Here is an 18,598-nt window from a genome sequence, read left to right on the forward strand (position 1 = left end):
ATTGATGGTGTTATCAGTGGGTGCTATTTACGGCTTAATGCCTTTACCCATTCGTATTTCGATATGTTGTTTGTAGGGTGGCTTGATATTGTCGGTATTATGTTGCTCGACAATAATATACCAATCAAAACCCTGTTGTTCTGTTAATACTGATGCCTGAGAAAGGGTGTTAGTGTGCAGTGTTGCTTTACTATTACTGATAATTTCCAGCATATAATAATTATCGGTAATTTTTCGCTCAATATACTGATACCCATCCGTTTGGCTGTACCGCGGTAGCTTGGAGGGGGTAGCACACCCATTGAGTAATGTTATGACGATTAACGTTAGGGTTATGGTTATGTTTTTTAACATTATTTTATCGCTTTGTCAGTTGTTTTAGGGCTTGCTGCTCTTGTGCCAGAGTGAGTGGGGCATCAGCGATAAGCTTATCAAGTTCTTGGTCCAGTGCCGAACCTCCACTTGCTGTTTGGTACTGAGCTTGATGATCTGGGCTGGTGTTATATTCTGCACTGGCGACTTGTTGCCATTGTCCCTGTTGTTCGCAGGCGATAATATTTCGCTGTTGAGTTTGGTTTTGCTGGGCGTATTGGCGACATAACTGGCCTTGTTGATTATAAAAGCTCAGCTGAATGCTCATCACGCTATCATCATCAAGCAAGGTGTTAATGCCACTTGGTAGTGTGGATAGTTGCTCACTAATGTCGTTTTGTACTCTTGCAGCGTGTTGAGCGGTATTCACGGTTTGGGTTGGTGAGTCGATGTGATAAACACCATAGCCAGCAATAAGTGCTACCACAGCCACTGCCGCAGCATACTGTTGGATTTGTTGTTGCGCTTTACGCCACCAGGGAAACTCGACTACATTATTTGCTAGGCCTTGGTCTTTAACTTGATTTACTGCACTTGGCTCAGCATCGGCTAATAATGCTTGTGTAGTAGCAGGAATAGGGTGGTGGTCAATAGCTTGATAATGCTCTTGTACCATTGCATCAACCATGGCCAGTTCGGCAAGTCGCTCAGCGATATCTTCGTTATCAACAAGCGCCATTCTAACCTGTTCCATTTCTTGCTCTGATAGTTCGGCATCTAAAAAGGCAGATAAGGTTTCATCGCTAAGGTTCATGCCATGCTCCCGTTGGGTTGTTTAAAAAAGCTCACCATATTGGCTCTTGCCCTAGCCAGGCGGCTCATGATGGTGCCAGTTGGAATAGATAAAACATCTGCGGCTTCTGTGTAACTCATGCCTTGCACTGCAATTAACGACAGTACTTCACGTTGATCATCCGAAAGGCTATTCATTGCTTGGTTTACCTCGCTTAAGGTGATGTCGTTAATCATGTCGGCCTCACCATCGCTGTAGTTTTCTGACTGCAGTTCGGGCTTTGTGGTAGCGAGTGTACGCACTTTTTGTGCTCTGTAATCATCAATCCATTGATTGCGGCATATTTTAAAGGCCCACTTTGCTAGTGGTACTCCCTCTGGTGGCGGCGAGTTTAAGATCCGCAATAGGGTATTTTGCACGAGGTCGTCTGCATCAGGCATTGAACCGGTCAATGAATAGGCAAAGCGTCTTAATGCTGGCAGTAATGTAGTTAATTCTGTCTTCATATTTTAAGTTATACTCTTTTTCGCTTTAAAGTTGGCCTTGTATAGATAACGGGTCAGCAGATGAGTTTATTCCAATAGAGAGGGAATTTTTATTGTTGTCAGACGTTTTTATTTTACACACTATACGCCAAGCAAGGTAAATCGATGAGAACAATGAAAAAATATAAACTGACTATATTGGGCTTGGTCTTTGTGCCTTGGGTGGCTACAGCTCAGCTATTACCTATTACTCAGTTACCTGACACCATTGTGGATCAGCTTGACCGCAGCGTAAATCGTAATGCTGAACGGCTACAAGAATTAAAACAACAGCGCTTGGTTGAGCAGCAATTGCAAAAAACACTCGCAATTAAAGCGCAGCTATTAGATCCATTAGTGCAGTTACCGAGTGTGTTACCGATATTAGATACTCGTAAGCAATTACTGTGGAATGAGGTTGAAATTGAACTTGGGCAGCGAGCAGTTGAGCGCGAGTGGCTGATATTGTTGTCTGCCGAGCAATGGCTGCAAGTGTTAAAGGTTGTACCGACGTTATCTCAATATGTGCACACTCGTAAAAACCTAGACAGTATTGATTTGCAACTGATTAAGCTAAGAGTGTCTGAGTCGTTAGATAATACTCTAAAGCTTCGCCAGCAATTGCCAGAATTATTAGCTCCTTATTTAAGCCGTAATTTTATTTATCAGCCGCAGGCCAACTTATCTGAACGAAGCACTGCTCAGCCGGTGGAACAAGATAAGGCTTCGGCTATGTGTGATGTGCCCATTGCATTGGGTATGGTCGATACCGCAATTACCTCTGATCATTCAGCATGGCCTAGCAAAAGTGCAAAACGTTTTGCCTTAATTCAACAAGATTTTTTACCTGCTGCAATACCGGTTTCATACAGTCATGGTACTGCGGTAGCGGGGGTGTTGGCGGGAGATAATGCATCGCTTAGTCCATTGCTTCCCTTGCTCACTTTATACAGTGCTGGGGCGTTTTATGCGCAAAACGAGTACCAACAAGGCGCAACACTTGACAGCATTCTTCAGGCGCTAAATTGGTTAGTTGCGCAAAATAATCGAGTGGTTAATATGAGTCTTACTGGGCCTGATAATCCGGTGTTGAATGAGGTGGTTTCTCGCTTAGTGGCCAAGGATATTATTCTTGTTGCAGCTGCGGGTAATGGTGGCCCCGCTGCGGCGCCATTGTATCCTGCTGCATATGATGGAGTTATTGCAGTTACCGCAGTCGACGATGCTAAGCGATTATATCGCTGGGCTAATCAAGGCGATTATATTGATTTTGCTGCATCAGGGGTTAAGGTACTCACTACTCGCGCAGATGGCAGTGTTGGGCGCGAGAGTGGTACGTCAATGGCGACACCGGTAGTGAGTGCTAAAGTGGCTTGTTTGCTAGCATCGTCACCAGAGCTAACACTGGCGCAGGTGGTTGAACAATTACAGCAACAAGCGCAAGATTTAGGTGAGCCGGGTAAAGATAATCAATATGGCTATGGCTTATTAACTCGGCCTTTAAAAGCTGGCTTGTAATAATAGTCCTGCGCGCGTTTCAGCATAATCGGCGCTGTCTATTGTTGATTTAAAATCACCATATTCTACCGAGGTTAATACCGCCCAATGTTGGCCTAAACTGATTTCCCATTTAGCATCATACTGTTGATGTACATCATCTCGTCGACTGCCATTTTCTTGAGTGTGGTAATCTCGTTGGCTTAGTTTGGCGCCAAGCTGGATTTTTTGAGCTATTTGCCATAATGAAAATTGATTAGACACACGGGCGTTTAATCCCGTCGAAGTGTACCTAAACTCTGGTGCATTGGTTTTTTCATCTTCATAGGTTACGCCCAGTGACATAAAACGCTGGCCTTGGTTAAAAAACCAAAATGAGTCAAGGGTAGCGCTGTAGCTTTTAGCATCACGTTGCTCAATTTGAGCAAATTGTTTGTCGGCATGCATCACGCTTGGGCGAAGAAACCAGCTGTCTGATAAGTTGTGCATGGTATATAAGCTGACTTGAGTTAACGTTAAAAAATCGTTGTCATCTAAATCGGCTTGAGCATGGTATACATTGGAGCCTATGGTGGTTGCGGTGAATGCATAGCTAACATCGGCAAAGGCTAGCTGTAGGCGAGAATCATAATCGCTGGCCGTTTGATAGCTTTTATCATTGATGCTGTAACCCGTGTCTACACGTAAGTTGTCACTCACTTGCCAGCCCAGATCGAGCTGAGCATCAAGCACCACCGCATTGTCAGACTCACCACTGGCTTGTTCAAGCTCACTAATATTAACGTTAGATTGATACTCCATACCCGCCTTAGCTTTGCCACTAAATGACCAGTCATCTGCAGTGGTATTTGCCCATGAGAGTGGGCTGGTAATGGCCAAGGCTATTGCTGTTGTGCGTGTGGTAAAGCGAGTAAATAAAGCCATGATGTGACATCCTTAGTAAACAGGTTTACGGATAAGCCGGCAGTGATGCCGGCATAAACGAGGTTGGATTAGCTTGAGTGGGTTATAAACCGCTGGTTAATCGAATGGTGTTTTGGATAGTGTTGTTAACCTCTGCATTTACTGTTTGGCTTACTGCCTGGGTCACTTGTTCGCGGGCATTTTGTTGAACAAGTTCACTCGCACTCGCTTGTAACTCTTGTTGCACAGTATTAAGTGCAGTGGCGTTTACCGCCGTTGTAGTTGCTTGCGAAAGCGCTGAATTAGTTGATGCAGATATCGCGTTGCTGGTGGCGCTAAGTGTATTGGCTGTTAAGCTGTTTTGCAGTTGTGAAGCACTGTTAGCTGTGGCTGTTGTTGTTAACTCAGTAGCGCCATTGACTGCGTTATTGAGTGCAATCTCAGTTGAGTTAGCAGCTGTTAGGGCACTATTTACTGAGGTGTTAGCTAATTGGGTAGATGTATCAGCCGAGGTGATAACAGCAATAGACGCTGATGCTAACGTTTGTGACGCTGCCATTTCAGCCGTTGTCGCAGTTTGACCACTAAGCTCAGTTGCAAGAGTTACAGTACCATTGGCAATATCGTTAAGTTGTGCACTGGCCATTTGAGACACAGAATCGACATTGGCGATGGTAGTGTCAACAGATGAATTGACTGATGAGCTAACTGCCGTTAGTGTTTCCGTCGGCATCAATAGTGTTAATTCGCCGTTAGCTGATGTTGATGATTCAGCCGTCATTGATGCCGAGTCATCTGTTTCGCTTGTTTCTGTTGTGTCAGTGTTATTAGCTGCTGTTTGATCTGCGCTGCTTTCGCTATTGTTATCTGACGTTGCAGTATTATTAGATGCTGCAGCCTGGTGACTATTTTGAAGGTTAGCGCTAGCACTTATTTGTGTTGATTGACCTTGACTAAATTGCACATCAGCTTGTGCAGATGTTGAGGTTGAAACAGACATTTCAGCACTCATTGCCATGGTTGAAAAACAGGCTAGTGCGATTAAAGTAGGTTTAAATAATGTGTTCATTGTAGTTCCCTCGTTGTTGTCGTGATTGACATAGTGATAACGAGGCAACGACAGATTCTATTCCAATTATTTTTATAAAAATTGAAAATAAATTAAATCCATAACGAAAATCAATCTTAAGTTGTTGTAAATTAGCTATTTTATATTATTTTATATTAATTTAAATTATGCAGATATTTAAAAACAAAACGGGCTTATCATTGCTGATAAGCCCGTTTTGTTACAATCGCTTAGACGTTAAGTCTTAGTTCATGCCGTATTTTTTTAACTTTTTACGTAAAGTACCACGGTTGATACCTAACATATTAGCAGCGCGCGTTTGGTTGCCACGAGTGTGTTGCATAATGATGTCTAGTAAAGGTGCTTCAACTTCGCACAATACCATTTCATATACTTCAGAAGCTTCCTGACCGTCTAACTGAGAGAAGAAGTTAGTTACGGCACGTTTAACTGCGTCACGTAATAACTGCGGCTTGATAGTGCCGTTTGCTGTTTCGATTTTGCCTACGGTAAGCTGGTGAACTTCTGTGTTAGTTGTCTGATCAAACATTCTATTCTGCTCTTTATTAAATTCTAAACTAATTCATCAAAATAACATTCTACAAGAGAATGTTGCTGGGCAGCGGTTTCAAGCCGATTGAAGTCAGCACGAAATTGGCGCTGTTCCTCATGGTTTAGGTACCACCCGACGTGCTTTCTAGCAAATCGGACACCTTTGTATTCGCCATATAAGTCATACAGTTTGTTAAGGTGTTCAAGCATCACTGTGCGTTGCTCGTCCGCCTTAATTGGCGCTAACTTTTTACCTGTTTCCAGATAATGTAGGATTTCTTTAAAAATCCATGGCCTTCCTTGTGCACCTCTTCCTATCATCAGGGCATCTGCACCAGTGTAGTCAAGCACAAACCTGGCTTTCTCTGGTGTGTCGATGTCCCCGTTGGCGACAACAGGAATCGAGACATTCTGTTTAATTGCTTTAATGGTGTCGTACTCGGCAAAGCCTTTGTACATGCATTGTCTCGTTCGGCCGTGAACGGCAAGCGACACAATGCCACAATCTTCAGCAATTTGGGCTATTTCAACACCATTACGATGCTCAGGTTCCCAACCTGTTCTTATCTTAAGTGTTACTGGCACATCAACTGCAGCAACCACGGCTTGCAAAATCTCTTTTACTAACTCGGGGCTTTGCATTAATGCTGAGCCGGCAAACTTTTTATTCACTTTTTTTGCGGGGCATCCCATATTGATATCAATGATATGCGCGCCTTGTTCAACATTGAACTTTGCGGCATTGGCCATTAATTCTGGATCTGCACCTGCAATTTGTACGGAGCGTATACCTTCCTCACCAGAATGCGTCATGCGCTGGCGGCTTTTGTCGCTATCCCAAACCTCGGGATTCGATGAAAGCATTTCTGATACCGCTAAGGCTGCGCCATAACGTAAACAGAGATTTCGGAAAGCCTGATCAGTGACACCTGCCATTGGTGCCACAATCAGCTGATTAGACAGTTGATACGGGCCAATTTGCATTGCGGACTTCACCTTGCTCTTCAAAGGGGCGCTATAGTAGCCCTTTTTGGCGGCCGTGAAAAGGTCAATAAATGACCTAAATGCAACTTTTTTGCTTGACTTTTATTGGCTGTCACATCTTTGACTAATAATTGGCGTTTTTTGAGGGTATTTGAGTGCTGGTGCGAGTTGCAGCTGAGCTTTTTTATTGACGTTGGGGTTTTTTTAGGCTTGTTAATAGGCTGTAAACAATAAAGTGTGGCAAGTTTTTGTCATTATACTTGCCACACATTAAGCGGTAGTTGGTGCTATTTACGGATGCCGCTTAAGCGACTCCAATCTTCTTTATGGCATGCAGGTTCCATATCGAACCATTGGCTATAAAAGTCTGACACGTCTTGCGCTTGTTCTTGTAATAAACCTGATAAAGCAAGCTTGCCACCTGTTTTGACTTTTTCTGCAATCAGCGGAGCGAGCTCTTTTAATGGCCCCGCTAAAATATTGGCGACTAGCACATCTGCTTGTAAGTTTGCTGGCTGGTTTTCTGGTAGGTATAGCGATAATTGCTCAACGACATTATTGCGCTCTGCGTTTGCTTTAGAGGCATCAATAGCCTGGTAATCGATATCAACGCCGGTGACTTTTTTTGCACCAAGCTTAATGGCTGCAATGGCCAAAATGCCTGAGCCACAACCAAAGTCGATCACTTCTTGGTCGGTTAAATCTAGGCTGTCTAACCACTCTAAACATAAAGCCGTTGTTGGGTGAGTACCAGTGCCAAATGCTAGGCCTGGATCAAGAATAACGTTGACAGCTGCTGGGTCTGGAATTTCACGCCAGCTTGGGCAAATCCATAACCGCTGACCAAATTGAATTGGATGAAAGCTGTCCATCCATTCGCGGACCCAATCTTTGTCTTCAACCTGTTCTATTTTATGAGTAAACCCTTTGCCTAGGAATGGCATGGTTTCTAAAAACTCAATCGTTGGGGCTAAGTCTGTGTCGGCATCAAATAAAGCGATTAAGATGGTGTCTTGCCATAAAGGGGTTTCACCCAGTTTAGGCTCGAAAATGGGCTCGTCCTGGCCGTCTTCATAGGTGATGGAAACTGAACCTTGATCCATTAATAAGTCACCAAGCATATCTGCATGGTCGCGATGGGTGTGAATGCGCAATTGGATCCAAGCCATGAAATGTTCCTAATCAATAAATATTAATACAAGCATTGTTGGCCGCCATTATACCCAAACCGCCTACATTTGTGCGTTTTCATCGACACTTTATTTGGTCTAAGCGATATTTATGCAGGCGTTTAGTTGCAAGCGTTATGTATGTGATCCGCTTCTAACAATACAGTATATGTGGGTGAGCAAGGTCACGGATTGTTTTTTGTCCAGTGCTGTTGTCACTCAACTCTTGCTATTGTCATTCTATCTTATTGTGTCTGCACAGGATGTATTGATTTATGGCTGCAACCCCTTTGCCTGCAAAAGCCGTTTTGTTAACCGATAAACCCAGAGGGTTTTCACACCCTGTATGGGCGGCGAGAGCTGACAGGTTACAAAGTGTTACTGGCGTTATATTAGGGCTGTTTCTCATTGTGCACTTGCATTTTGAGTCGAGTATTTTACTGGGTAAAGATGCGTTTTATCAGGTTGCTCAGTTTCTAGAGGGCGGTATTTTTAGCGAAACTGGCCATGGATTTCCTATTCTTACCCAAATATTCTCTGCATTTATGTTGATCGTTGTGCTTGTTCATGCAGTGTTTGCATTAAGGCGTTTTCCCACTCAAATTGGTCAGTGGCGAGCGCTTCGTCAACAAATGCAATTTTTACCCCATGAAGATACCAAGATTTGGTTTTGGCAAATGATAAGCGGTTTCTTGTTGTTTTTCTTAGTGCCTGTGCATCTTTTTGCCATGATGACCAACCCCGAAATTGGCCCTCATTTATCGGCAGAGCGAGTCGTACATCAAAATGCGTGGATGTTATATGTACTGTTACTACCCGCTGTGACTGTGCATGCCATTTTTGGTTTGTATCGTGTGTCGGTGAAATGGGGGCTGACAACACAACGTTTTGCCATGCTGAAGTTAGCAAAAGTGATTTTGGCGTATTTAATGGTGTTAGGGGTAGCCAGTCTTGTGGCCTACATCATTATTGGTCGTGCACTTAGCTTGCCTGTTGTGCCTTTTGTTCCTGGCTTGTAATAAGGATATGTTGTGAAAATTATTTATACCGATTCCTTAGTTGTTGGCGCTGGTTTAGCGGGTCTTAGAGTGGCTATTGCCTCTAAAGAACGCGGGCTTGATACCATAGTACTGTCACTTATTCCGGCTAAACGCTCTCATTCTGTTGCCGCGCAAGGCGGTATGCAGGCCAGTTTAGCTAATACTGTAAAAGGCATGGGCGACAATGAAGATGTGCATTTTCAAGATACAGTAAAAGGGTCTGACTGGGGTTGCGATCAGCAAGTTGCTCGAATGTTTACCCATTGTGCGCCTAAAGCCGTCCGCGAACTCGCCCATTGGGGCGTGCCGTGGAGCAGAGTGAGCCAAGGTGATCGCGAAGTCATTGTTAATGCACAAAAAGTCACTCTAACCGAGACGAAAGAGGCGCATGGTTTAATTAATGCGCGTGACTTTGGTGGTACTCAAAAGTGGCGCACTTGTTACACCGCCGATGGTACTGGGCATTCATTATTATATGCTGTCGATAACCGAGCCATTTCAATGGGCATTCCTGTCCATGAGCGTATGGAGGCACTAAAAATCATCCATGATGGCAAACGCTGCCATGGCGTGATTGCTCGCTGTTTAATCACTGGCGAGATCCGGGCATATGTTGCTAAGTCGACCACTATTGCCACTGGCGGTTATGGCCGCATTTATGAAGTGTCGACCAATGCGATTATTTGCGAAGGCATTGGCCAGGCTTTGGCGCTAGAAACCGGTGTCGCAACCTTAGGTAATATGGAGGCGGTACAGTTTCACCCAACCGCCATTGTGCCGGTGGGGATTTTAACCACAGAAGGTTGCCGGGGTGATGGCGGTGTATTACGTGACAAAGATGGTCACCGCTTTATGCCTGATTACGAGCCCGATAAAAAAGAGCTTGCCTCGCGTGATGTTGTATCGCGACGAATGACCGAACATATGCGCAAAGGCAAGGGCGCAAATAGTCCATATGGACCACATTTATGGTTAGACATCACTTTGCTGGGCAAGAAGCACATCGATACCAATTTGCGTGAAGTTAAAGAGATTTGTCAGCATTTTTTAGGCATTGATCCCGTGACTGAATGGATCCCCGTGAGGCCAACACAGCATTATTCAATGGGCGGTATTCGCACTAAACCCAATGGAGAAAGCCCACAGTTATCAGGACTCTTTAGTGTAGGCGAGGCCGCGTGTTGGGATATGCATGGTTTTAATCGTTTAGGCGGTAACTCGTTAGCTGAAGCCGTAGTGGGCGGAATGATCATTGGCCAATATGTGGCAGATTTTTGCCAACAAGCAACCTTAACCATTGATACCAAATTAATTGAGGAGTTTGGCCGACAAATAGACTGTGAGATTACAGAGCTTATTGAAGGTAATGGAACTGAAAAAGCGATTGTTATTAAGCAAGCAATGCAAAAAGTTATGATGGATTATGTTGGGATTTTTCGTAATGGCACTCAACTCGAGCAAGCAGTTAATGAGTTAAGTGAACTACTTAAGCGCTCACGTAATATTGGCTTAACGTGTAAAAAACGTCACGCTAACCCTGAGTTAGTTGATGCGTTAAGAGTGAAACGTATGTTAAAGGTTGCGTTAACTGTGGCTAGTGGTGCTCATGCTCGTACAGAAAGTCGTGGTGCGCATTCGCGTGAAGATTACCCTGAGCGAAATGACCGTGATTGGCTTAATCGTACGCTCAGCTCATGGCCAGACGAAAACGCATTAGTGCCAACGTTAAGCTATGAACCCATCGATGTGCTGTCTATGGAGTTACCACCAGGGTATAGAGGTTATGGTACTAACAATGCCGTTGCTCATCCAGATACCGTGATACGCCAGCAGCAAATTGAGCAAATATTGGCAGACTTAGATAATCCAAGCGATCGCGTGGCAAGACAAGCGGCCATTATGCCCTACGAGTTACCCGATGAATTTATGCCAGCCAACCAAAGATTGTTTGATAACGTCGATGTTAAAGGAGTTCCTGCCAAATGAGCCAAGCCCGTCAATTGACGTTTTCAATATTTCGTTACGATCCTCAAGATCCTAACGATAAGCCTAAAATGATGCGTTACCTTATTACTGAAACGCCGGGTATGACGGTGTTTATTGCATTAAACAAATTACGTGAGACGCAAGACCCATCGTTGCAGTTTGATTTTGTTTGTCGTGCGGGTATTTGTGGTAGTTGCGCCATGGTGATTAATGGTAAGCCGACACTCGCTTGCCGTACCTTAACAGCTAATTTTCCAAGCGCTGAAATAAGTTTAATGCCTTTACCAGGGTTTGAGTTGATTGGTGATTTATCAGTCAATACTGGTAAATTCATGCGCGAGCTCGCTGAGCGTTTGCAGTTGTGGTTAAAGCCCAACGACACCGACATGGACATTCATCGAATAGAAGCGCCGATGGCGCCAGAAGAAGCCGCCAAACTTTATGAGCTTGAACGTTGTGTTGAGTGCGGCGTGTGTGTTTCAGCTTGTGCTACTAAGCAAATGCGTGACACCTTTGTTGGTGCGGTTGGGTTAATGAAAATTGCCCGCTTTGAACTCGACAGTCGTGATAGTCGCACCAGTGATGATTTTTATCATGTTATCGGTAATCAAGATGGGGTATTTGGTTGTATGACGTTACTCGGTTGCCAGGACGCATGCCCTAAAGATTTACCGCATATGCAACAAATTGCTTATCTTCGTCGAAAAATGAGTATTAGTGTCTCCAATATATAAATAGGGTTAATGAATATTAATTTAGGCTAATATTCATTTATGCATTATAAAACAGCCGTTTACCAAGTGTTAGAGCTGGGTAGGCAGCTGTTTTGGCTTTAGTTTGTTGTACAGTATTGTAAACTTGTGCATTGCAGATTATCGTGGGTAATGATCCGCGATTACAGCGATTAAAAAGGAGTTCAACAATGCAAGCTCAGTTTACCGTTCAAATAGGTTCATTTCATAAAATCAGCAAAATACCTAACGCTTGGTCAAATGATGACTATTTACACCTTATGGCATTGATGGGGCTTGATGATGGCCTAGAGGGTATGGATTCAGCTGAGTTACGTGAAATGTGTATGATGTCGCTTAATGACCTAGGCGACGTCGAAGCCGCTAAGGTTGTGTTGGGCCACTTGTTTAGTGATGAGGTTACCGAAGGTAAAATTGACCAACTTGCAAATGACATGGCGGGTGACAGAATGTGGGAAGAATATTCTGACTGCTTGTTTCATGAGCGTTTTTTCAGCGCTTATGCCTTACTGCGTGAAGCATTTAATGGTGTGTTTGCCCAGCCGACAGGGGTTGAGTTTAGCATTAACATTACGGCTGAAAACGAAGACGATTTAACCATTTTTGATGATTCGTTACATGCTGCTATGGTGCGATTATTGGCTGGTGGGTTAAGTCCAGATGCATTGATGCACCGTTTGTACGAAGACCAGATTAAAGGCACGCATTTTCCTGAGTCAGAAGGGATTTTATGGAAGCTTGAGCGTGTTGCAAGTGAAGGGTTATCGCGCCAATATAACATGGTCAGTTCAGCATTTTGGTTTGAATCATTTGCCAATATTGAGCAATTTACAGCAAGTAGTCATGCTGATGTAGCAGATGAAGATGAGTAATACTCTTTATCAATGAACCGTGAATTAATGCGGATCCGACAAATAAAAATGCCGCTAAGTTAGCGGCATTTTAGTCTCTAGCAATGAAAGCAGCGCAATTAAGACTTAGCGCGCTTCATTGCAGTAAAGAATTCTTCGTTTGTTTTGGTCATGGCCAATTTATCAATTAAGAATTCCATTGCAGATACTTCATCCATTGGATGCAAGATTTTGCGTAAAATCCACATCTTTTGCAATTCATCTGGCGTGGTCAGTTTTTCTTCACGACGGGTGCCAGAACGGTTGAAGTCAATTGCTGGGAATACACGCTTTTCTGCGGCTTTACGAGAAAGGTGTAACTCTTGGTTACCTGTACCCTTAAACTCTTCGTAAATTACTTCGTCCATTTTAGAGCCGGTATCAACCAACGCAGTTGCGATAATGGTTAAACTGCCACCGTGTTCAATGTTACGCGCAGCGCCAAAGAAACGCTTAGGACGGTGCAGTGCGTTAGCATCAACACCACCGGTTAATACTTTACCTGATGAAGGGATAACGGTGTTGTAAGCACGAGCTAAACGGGTGATAGAGTCTAATAAAATCACAACGTCTTTTTTATGCTCAACCAAACGCTTGGCTTTTTCGATAACCATTTCGGCTACCTGTACGTGACGGCTTGCTGGTTCATCAAAGGTAGATGCAATCACTTCACCTTTAACCATACGCTGCATTTCGGTTACTTCTTCTGGGCGCTCATCGATAAGCAATACCATTAACACCACATCTGGGTTGTTATAGGTAATACTTTGGGCAATATTTTGCAGTAATAGCGTTTTACCGGCTTTAGGCGGCGCAACAATCAAACCACGTTGTCCTTTACCAATAGGCGAACACAAATCAAGAATACGCGAGGTAATGTCTTCGGTTGAGCCGTTACCACGTTCCATACGAAGACGTTCTTCGGCATGTAATGGTGTTAAGTTTTCAAACAAAATTTTGTTACGAGAACTTTCTGGCTTATCAAAGTTAACTTCGTTTACTTTTAACAGTGCAAAATATCTTTCGCCTTCTTTAGGCGGGCGGATTTTACCAAAAATGGTGTCACCGGTACGCATGTTAAAGCGACGAATTTGGCTAGGTGAAACGTAGATATCATCAGGACCCGCAAGGTATGAGCCGTCTGAACTTCTTAAAAACCCGAATCCGTCTTGGAGGATTTCTAATACACCGCCACCGAAGATGTCTTCTCCGCTTTTTGCGTGAGCTTTTAAAATAGAGAAGATGATATCTTGCTTACGAGTACGAGCCATGTTTTCTAATTTCATGCTTTCAGCAAGAGAAACTAGATCCGAAATGGGCGTGTCTTTTAATTCTGTTAAATTCATGTATGGGAGTCTTGTATTACGCGACGAAGCTTACCGCAATCAATCAGTAAGGTTGAAAAGAAATTATATGATTGATAAACGAGAAGAGGTTAATTTGAAAAAATCTGATGAATAAATTAGCACTTTATGTGTTAGCCGTCCAGAAATTTAGGGGCAAATTGACATAAAAACGGCACAAATTGTTTAAAACTTGTGCCGCCTAACACTTTTAGCCTATTTGATGCTTAAATTTTAGCGTCAATAAACTCTTTTAGTTGTGTTTTAGACAATGCGCCAACCTTAGTTGCCACTAACTCGCCGCCTTTGAACATAAGCAATGTAGGAATACCGCGTACGCCATATTTAGCAGGAGACACGTTGTTTTGGTCAACGTTTAATTTAGCAACGACCAACTTGCCAGCATACTCTTCAGCAACGTCGTTTAAGATTGGGGCGATCATTTTACAAGGACCACACCACTCAGCCCAGAAATCTACTAAAATCGGTAATTCAGACTTTAATACGTCGTTTTCAAAGCTGTCATCGCTTAGGTATACTATTTTATCGCTCATGTTGTTCTCCAGATTTGGTTCCATTGCTAGTTTATTAATGGCTTACCATGTATATTGGGTCAGTTAAATAGCTTTTCAAGAGACCGTTTTAATAATGTAGCTATTTCAAACGATCGAATCTTTTTTTGCAACCCCTACAGGTATGCTTGTGCTATGAGTCAAACACATTTATCGACCCAAAAATTCGCCGACTTCCCTTTAAAGCCAGAAGTAATTGCGGCATTAAATGAAAACGGGTTTGAGTTTTGCACGCCAATTCAGGCGTTATCTTTACCTATTTTATTGAAAGCAAAAGACATCGCCGGACAAGCCCAAACCGGTACTGGTAAAACCATGGCTTTTTTAGTGGCCACGTTTAACCACTTGTTAACTGTTGCAGCGCCAGAGGGCCGCAAAGCAACTGAACCACGCGCTATAATTATGGCTCCCACTCGCGAGTTAGCGATACAAATTGCCAAAGATGCCAACTTGTTAACTAAACATACTGGCCTAAAAGTGGGTATTGTTTATGGTGGCGAAAGTTATGAAACTCAGCGTGAGGTGTTAGACAAAGGCGTTGATATTTTAATTGGTACTACCGGACGGATCATTGATTACGTTCGTCAGGGCGTGATTAGTTTAAATCACATTCAAGCGGTAGTACTTGATGAAGCTGACCGTATGTTTGACCTGGGTTTTATTAAAGACATTCGCTTTTTATTTCGCAGAATGCCTGATGCTCAGTCACGATTAAACATGCTTTTTTCTGCCACGCTTTCAATGAAAGTGCAGGAATTAGCCTACGATCACATGAACGATCCTGAAAAAGTTGAAATCGAACCGCTAGAAAAAACCTCTAAAAACATTAAAGAGGAAATATTCTATCCGTCGATGGAAGACAAAATGCGCTTATTGCTCACGCTAATCGAAGAAGATTGGCCAGATAAAGCCATTGTGTTTTCGAACACAAAACACAGTTGTGAAAAACTGTGGTCTTATTTAGAGGGTGATGGTCATCGAGTTGGTTTGTTAACTGGCGATGTGCCGCAAAAGAAACGTATTCGTATTCTTGAGCAATTTACTACCGGTGATTTAGATATTTTAGTTGCAACTGATGTGGCTGCGCGTGGGTTGCATATCTCTGATGTGTCGCACGTATATAACTACGATTTACCCGATGATTGTGAAGACTATGTGCATCGTATTGGCCGTACTGGTCGTGCGGGTAAAACAGGGGTGTCAGTGAGTTTTGCGTGTGAAGAATATGCACTTAATTTGCCCGCAATAGAAACCTATATTACCCATTCTATCCCGGTTTCCAATTATGACCGAGATGCGTTATTAGATGATATTCCGCCTCCAGTGCGCATACATCGTAAGCACCCAACCTCGCGTACCCGTGATGGCGGGGCAAATAAAGGCGCGCATCGTAGTGGTGGCAATAGCCGTCCACCGCGCCACAGGACTCGTAGACCACAGTAAATGCCAGAGTCGAATGTATCTAAACCGTATGCGGCGATTACGTTAGGGTCTAATAGTTTTAATATGTTGGTTGCCCAAACCGTAGGTGGCAAGCCTGCGGTTATCGCCAAATACAAGCGTAAAGTCCGACTTGCTGAAGGCATTGGCGATGATGGTATGTTGTCTGAGGACGTTATTCTGCGTGGTTTAGACTGTTTAGCCATGTTTGCGTCAATGCTTAAGCAACATCATATAGCGGCTGAAAATGTCGCTGTGTTTGCTACTGCCACACTACGTGTGATTACCAATGCGGACGAATTTCATCGTCGTGCTTTGCCTATTTTACATCATGAAATTGAAGTGATTTCAGGCCTGCGTGAAGCCGAACTGATTTATCAAGGTATGGTGGCGACAACGCAAGGTGATGGTCGTCGTTTGGTGATTGATATTGGTGGTGCAAGTACTGAGTTTATTATTGGTGATGGCAGTAAGGTGCTATTTAAAACCAGCGTGCCTATGGGATGCGTGTTGTTTAATCAACGGTTTTTTAACCAATATCCATTGCAAAGTATCGATTTTGAGCAGGCTATAGATTATGTCTATGTGATGCTTGCTGAGCATCGAGATCAACTTTTGTCGCTAGGCTGGCAATCTGTGCTTGGCGCGTCTGGTGCGGTGCAGTCGGTTGTGTCTGTGTTACAGCATCGAGACAGACCTGCAATCATTAGCTTAGACATATTATTGGCTTTTCAAGCTGAAATATTGGCTCAAAGTGACATGGGGTTAAGCGGCATAAATGGTTTAGATGCAGAGCAAGCTCCTACATTTGCGTCAGGCGTAGCGATACTTATAGCTTTGTTTAAATGCTTGAATATTCAAAGTTTACATCTGGCTGGTGGTGCGCTGCGCGAAGGCGTGTTGCAATTATTGGCAGATAGAATAGCCGGTTATTAGCGATTTTTAGTATCGTGTAGTTTTGATAATCTTGGTGTTGATAAAAATAGGTCGCCATGGCGACCTATTTTTTTAGTGCATTAAGCGGAAACGTTATTTTAATATTTCAACTAAGTCTGCTTCTAAGTTGACCTTTGGGCGCTCCACAATACGGCCTAATTCATTGCCTTGCTGCTTAACAATAAAAGTTGGAATACGGCTAAATGCATATTTAGCAGCTAGCCCTTCTGGATCTTGTTTGCTGCGGTCTACCCCAATGTATTCCACTTGAATATTGGGATTGGCTGCCGCTTCGATGATCCGCATAAAATGTGGTGTTTCACGGTGACAATCTGGGCACCAGGTACCAATAATGACCACTATTTGTGTTGGTACATCAATCGCTTTAAGTACGTCAACCGCTTGTGCATCGACCTGGTAACTGGCAAAGCCATCTGCGTAACCTGGTAAAGTGGTCGTGAGCGTTTGTGGTTCTATAACACCGGTTAAAATCACTTCTTGTTTCTCCTCGCTGCATGTTGCAATAAAGCCTTGTTGTTCTTTTTCAAACGCACAACCAGAATTAGCTGACGCTGGCATAGATAATATCTGAGTACCGAAAAAGAGTGCGGTAGTGGCCAATAATGTTTTGATGTTATTGTGCATGATAATGTCTCGCTTAAGAAGAAAATCCTTTGGGGATCGATTGAGTGTATTCAATCATGCTAATGATAATGTGTTAAGGCTAGGGTGTTATTGATGCAAGCAAGATCACTAAAATAGAAAGCCAATCTTTGATGATTGGCTTTTGATTGTGAGCGGTTTAGTGCTTTATTTAGTTTTGCTCTTTAAGCCACTGCGCTGCGCGTTTGGCAAAGTAGGTTAAAATACCGTCTGCTCCAGCGCGTTTAAAGCAAAGTAGTGATTCCATCACAATGGCTTTTTCAGCTAGCCAGCCGTTTTGAATGGCAGCCATGTGCATGGCGTATTCGCCACTGACTTGGTAAGCAAACGTTGGCACAGCCAGCTCTGTTTTTACGCGGTGTACTATGTCTAAATAAGGCATACCGGGTTTTACCATCACCATGTCTGCACCTTCTTGAATATCGAGTGCAACTTCGTGCAAAGCTTCGTCGCTGTTGGCTGGGTCCATTTGGTAACTATGCTTATTGCCCCCTTTTAAATTGCCAGCAGAGCCGACAGCATCACGGAAAGGGCCATAGTAGCTTGATGAGTATTTGGCTGAGTACGCCATTATTTGGGTATTCACAAATCCATTTTCTTCTAATGCTTGGCGTATAGCGCCTATGCGGCCGTCCATCATGTCTGATGGGGCAACGATATCGGCACCTGCCTCAGCATGAGACAGAGCTTGTTTGACTAATATCTCGGTGGTGACGTCATTGAGTATGTAGCCTGTGTCGTCAATAATGCCGTCCTGACCATGGGTGGTAAACGGGTCTAGTGCAACATCTGTCATTACACCTAACTGAGGAAAGGCTTGCTTTAACTCACGTACAGCACGTTGCACTAGGCCATCAGGGTTGTATGACTCTTCTGCTAGTAGGCTTTTTTTATCAATTGGCGTTACAGGGAATAATGCTATTAGTGGGATCCCTAGTTCAACCAACTCTGCGGCTTCTTTTAACAGTAAATCAATAGAGTAACGCTCAATACCCGGCATCGATGCGACTTTTTCAGAGCGTTGAAAGCCTTCTAATACAAACATTGGATAAATTAAATCATTCACCGTTAGGGTGTTTTCTGACATTAAACGACGACTAAAGTCATGTTTACGCATGCGGCGCATTCTGCGCTGAGGGAAGGCACTAGTAATAATATTCAATTTCGACTCCT

Annotated in this window: 19 protein-coding genes; 7 read left to right on the top strand and 12 right to left on the bottom strand. The window is 43.5% G+C overall.

The genetic code is table 11. The annotated features are described in order from the left end of the window. Positions 1-27: 27 nt before the first annotated feature. The 3 genes from IEW93_RS17545 to IEW93_RS17555 are packed head-to-tail and all read right to left on the bottom strand — an operon-like array spanning position 28 to position 1,611. Complete coding sequence (locus IEW93_RS17545) at positions 28-354, bottom strand: hypothetical protein (protein WP_188740553.1); 327 nt, start codon at positions 352-354, stop codon at positions 28-30. 4 nt (positions 355-358) lie between these two features. Beyond that, complete coding sequence (locus IEW93_RS17550; protein ID WP_188740554.1) at positions 359-1,126, bottom strand: anti-sigma factor family protein; 768 nt, start codon at positions 1,124-1,126, stop codon at positions 359-361. After that, positions 1,123-1,611 (bottom strand): RNA polymerase sigma factor, encoded by a 489-nt coding sequence (locus IEW93_RS17555; RefSeq protein WP_188740555.1) that lies wholly within the window; start codon positions 1,609-1,611, stop codon positions 1,123-1,125. Before IEW93_RS17555 ends, IEW93_RS17550 begins: the two co-directional genes overlap by 4 nt. 144 nt (positions 1,612-1,755) lie before the next feature. On the opposite strand from IEW93_RS17555, the gene IEW93_RS17560 reads away from it, so the two are divergent. Further along, entirely contained in the window at positions 1,756-3,147 is a 1,392-nt protein-coding gene (locus IEW93_RS17560) for a S8 family serine peptidase (protein WP_229706710.1), read from the top strand. Here IEW93_RS17560 and IEW93_RS17565 read toward each other — a convergent pair. The 5 genes from IEW93_RS17565 to prmA all read right to left on the bottom strand — a co-directional run bounded on the left by IEW93_RS17565 (position 3,130) and on the right by prmA (position 7,803). Next, positions 3,130-4,050, bottom strand: coding sequence for a surface lipoprotein assembly modifier (locus IEW93_RS17565; protein ID WP_188740556.1), 921 nt, complete (start codon positions 4,048-4,050; stop codon positions 3,130-3,132). The genes IEW93_RS17560 and IEW93_RS17565 overlap by 18 nt on opposite strands. 82 nt (positions 4,051-4,132) lie before the next feature. After that, positions 4,133-5,098 carry a hypothetical protein gene (locus IEW93_RS17570; protein ID WP_188740557.1) on the bottom strand — a complete coding sequence of 322 codons (966 nt, stop codon included), beginning with the start codon at positions 5,096-5,098 and terminating at the stop codon, positions 4,133-4,135. A 244-nt stretch (positions 5,099-5,342) separates the two neighbouring features. Then, positions 5,343-5,648: a DNA-binding transcriptional regulator Fis gene (fis, locus tag IEW93_RS17575; protein WP_011635942.1), complete on the bottom strand. Its 306-nt coding sequence runs from the start codon at positions 5,646-5,648 to the stop codon at positions 5,343-5,345. A gap of 23 nt (positions 5,649-5,671) precedes the next feature. Then, positions 5,672-6,634, bottom strand: coding sequence for a tRNA dihydrouridine synthase DusB (gene dusB, locus IEW93_RS17580; RefSeq protein ID WP_188740558.1), 963 nt, complete (start codon positions 6,632-6,634; stop codon positions 5,672-5,674). Between the two features lie 287 nt (positions 6,635-6,921). Beyond that, positions 6,922-7,803 (bottom strand): 50S ribosomal protein L11 methyltransferase, encoded by an 882-nt coding sequence (gene prmA / locus IEW93_RS17585; protein WP_188740559.1) that lies wholly within the window; start codon positions 7,801-7,803, stop codon positions 6,922-6,924. Positions 7,804-8,078: 275 nt separating this feature from the next. Here prmA and IEW93_RS17590 point away from each other — a divergent pair, with 275 nt between their 5' ends. From IEW93_RS17590 to IEW93_RS17605, 4 genes are all read left to right on the top strand, one after another. Next, on the top strand, positions 8,079-8,822 hold the full coding sequence (locus tag IEW93_RS17590) for a fumarate reductase cytochrome b subunit (protein ID WP_188740560.1): 744 nt from the start codon (positions 8,079-8,081) through the stop codon (positions 8,820-8,822). 12 nt (positions 8,823-8,834) lie between these two features. Beyond that, positions 8,835-10,829, top strand: a complete 1,995-nt coding sequence (locus tag IEW93_RS17595; RefSeq protein WP_188740561.1) for a fumarate reductase flavoprotein subunit — start codon at positions 8,835-8,837, stop codon at positions 10,827-10,829. Continuing rightward, positions 10,826-11,563, top strand: coding sequence for a fumarate reductase iron-sulfur subunit (locus IEW93_RS17600; protein ID WP_188740562.1), 738 nt, complete (start codon positions 10,826-10,828; stop codon positions 11,561-11,563). Before IEW93_RS17595 ends, IEW93_RS17600 begins: the two co-directional genes overlap by 4 nt. A 188-nt stretch (positions 11,564-11,751) precedes the next feature. Next, entirely contained in the window at positions 11,752-12,453 is a 702-nt protein-coding gene (locus IEW93_RS17605; protein ID WP_188740563.1) for a hypothetical protein, read from the top strand. Between the two features lie 98 nt (positions 12,454-12,551). Here the strand turns inward: IEW93_RS17605 and rho are convergent, their stop codons facing one another. Together rho and trxA are read right to left on the bottom strand one after the other, a co-directional pair. Next, entirely contained in the window at positions 12,552-13,817 is a 1,266-nt protein-coding gene (rho, locus tag IEW93_RS17610) for a transcription termination factor Rho (RefSeq protein ID WP_188740564.1), read from the bottom strand. Between the two features lie 224 nt (positions 13,818-14,041). Beyond that, positions 14,042-14,368 carry a thioredoxin TrxA gene (trxA, locus tag IEW93_RS17615; RefSeq protein WP_188740565.1) on the bottom strand — a complete coding sequence of 109 codons (327 nt, stop codon included), beginning with the start codon at positions 14,366-14,368 and terminating at the stop codon, positions 14,042-14,044. Positions 14,369-14,521: 153 nt separating this feature from the next. Between trxA and rhlB the strand changes: the two genes are divergently transcribed. Both rhlB and IEW93_RS17625 read left to right on the top strand, forming a co-directional pair. Continuing rightward, positions 14,522-15,829, top strand: a complete 1,308-nt coding sequence (gene rhlB, locus IEW93_RS17620) for an ATP-dependent RNA helicase RhlB (RefSeq protein ID WP_188740566.1) — start codon at positions 14,522-14,524, stop codon at positions 15,827-15,829. Further along, positions 15,830-16,762 (top strand): Ppx/GppA phosphatase family protein, encoded by a 933-nt coding sequence (locus tag IEW93_RS17625; protein WP_188740567.1) that lies wholly within the window; start codon positions 15,830-15,832, stop codon positions 16,760-16,762. It abuts the gene before it with no gap. 93 nt (positions 16,763-16,855) lie between these two features. Here IEW93_RS17625 and IEW93_RS17630 read toward each other — a convergent pair whose 3' ends face one another. After that, the gene (locus tag IEW93_RS17630; RefSeq protein WP_188740568.1) at positions 16,856-17,407 is read right to left on the bottom strand and encodes a thioredoxin family protein; all 552 of its coding nucleotides are present in this window, start codon (positions 17,405-17,407) and stop codon (positions 16,856-16,858) included. Between the two features lie 169 nt (positions 17,408-17,576). Next, positions 17,577-18,587 carry a porphobilinogen synthase gene (gene hemB, locus IEW93_RS17635; RefSeq protein WP_188740569.1) on the bottom strand — a complete coding sequence of 337 codons (1,011 nt, stop codon included), beginning with the start codon at positions 18,585-18,587 and terminating at the stop codon, positions 17,577-17,579. Between the last annotated feature and the right edge of the window lie 11 nt (positions 18,588-18,598).

Source organism: Shewanella inventionis (assembly GCF_014641855.1).
Classification (GTDB): domain Bacteria; phylum Pseudomonadota; class Gammaproteobacteria; order Enterobacterales; family Shewanellaceae; genus Shewanella; species Shewanella inventionis.

Excerpts from the sequence above, each read along its gene's own strand:
- IEW93_RS17545 (WP_188740553.1), bottom strand. The coding sequence starts at position 354 with ATGTTAAAAAACATAACCATAACCCTAACGTTAATCGTCATAACATTA.
- IEW93_RS17550 (WP_188740554.1), bottom strand. The coding sequence starts at position 1,126 with ATGAACCTTAGCGATGAAACCTTATCTGCCTTTTTAGATGCCGAACTA.
- IEW93_RS17555 (WP_188740555.1), bottom strand. The coding sequence starts at position 1,611 with ATGAAGACAGAATTAACTACATTACTGCCAGCATTAAGACGCTTTGCC.
- IEW93_RS17560 (WP_229706710.1), top strand. The coding sequence starts at position 1,756 with ATGAGAACAATGAAAAAATATAAACTGACTATATTGGGCTTGGTCTTT.
- IEW93_RS17565 (WP_188740556.1), bottom strand. The coding sequence starts at position 4,050 with ATGGCTTTATTTACTCGCTTTACCACACGCACAACAGCAATAGCCTTG.
- IEW93_RS17570 (WP_188740557.1), bottom strand. The coding sequence starts at position 5,098 with ATGAACACATTATTTAAACCTACTTTAATCGCACTAGCCTGTTTTTCA.
- fis (WP_011635942.1), bottom strand. The coding sequence starts at position 5,648 with ATGTTTGATCAGACAACTAACACAGAAGTTCACCAGCTTACCGTAGGC.
- dusB (WP_188740558.1), bottom strand. The coding sequence starts at position 6,634 with ATGCAAATTGGCCCGTATCAACTGTCTAATCAGCTGATTGTGGCACCA.
- prmA (WP_188740559.1), bottom strand. The coding sequence starts at position 7,803 with ATGGCTTGGATCCAATTGCGCATTCACACCCATCGCGACCATGCAGAT.
- IEW93_RS17590 (WP_188740560.1), top strand. The coding sequence starts at position 8,079 with ATGGCTGCAACCCCTTTGCCTGCAAAAGCCGTTTTGTTAACCGATAAA.
- IEW93_RS17600 (WP_188740562.1), top strand. The coding sequence starts at position 10,826 with ATGAGCCAAGCCCGTCAATTGACGTTTTCAATATTTCGTTACGATCCT.
- IEW93_RS17605 (WP_188740563.1), top strand. The coding sequence starts at position 11,752 with ATGCAAGCTCAGTTTACCGTTCAAATAGGTTCATTTCATAAAATCAGC.
- rho (WP_188740564.1), bottom strand. The coding sequence starts at position 13,817 with ATGAATTTAACAGAATTAAAAGACACGCCCATTTCGGATCTAGTTTCT.
- trxA (WP_188740565.1), bottom strand. The coding sequence starts at position 14,368 with ATGAGCGATAAAATAGTATACCTAAGCGATGACAGCTTTGAAAACGAC.
- rhlB (WP_188740566.1), top strand. The coding sequence starts at position 14,522 with ATGAGTCAAACACATTTATCGACCCAAAAATTCGCCGACTTCCCTTTA.
- IEW93_RS17625 (WP_188740567.1), top strand. The coding sequence starts at position 15,830 with ATGCCAGAGTCGAATGTATCTAAACCGTATGCGGCGATTACGTTAGGG.
- IEW93_RS17630 (WP_188740568.1), bottom strand. The coding sequence starts at position 17,407 with ATGCACAATAACATCAAAACATTATTGGCCACTACCGCACTCTTTTTC.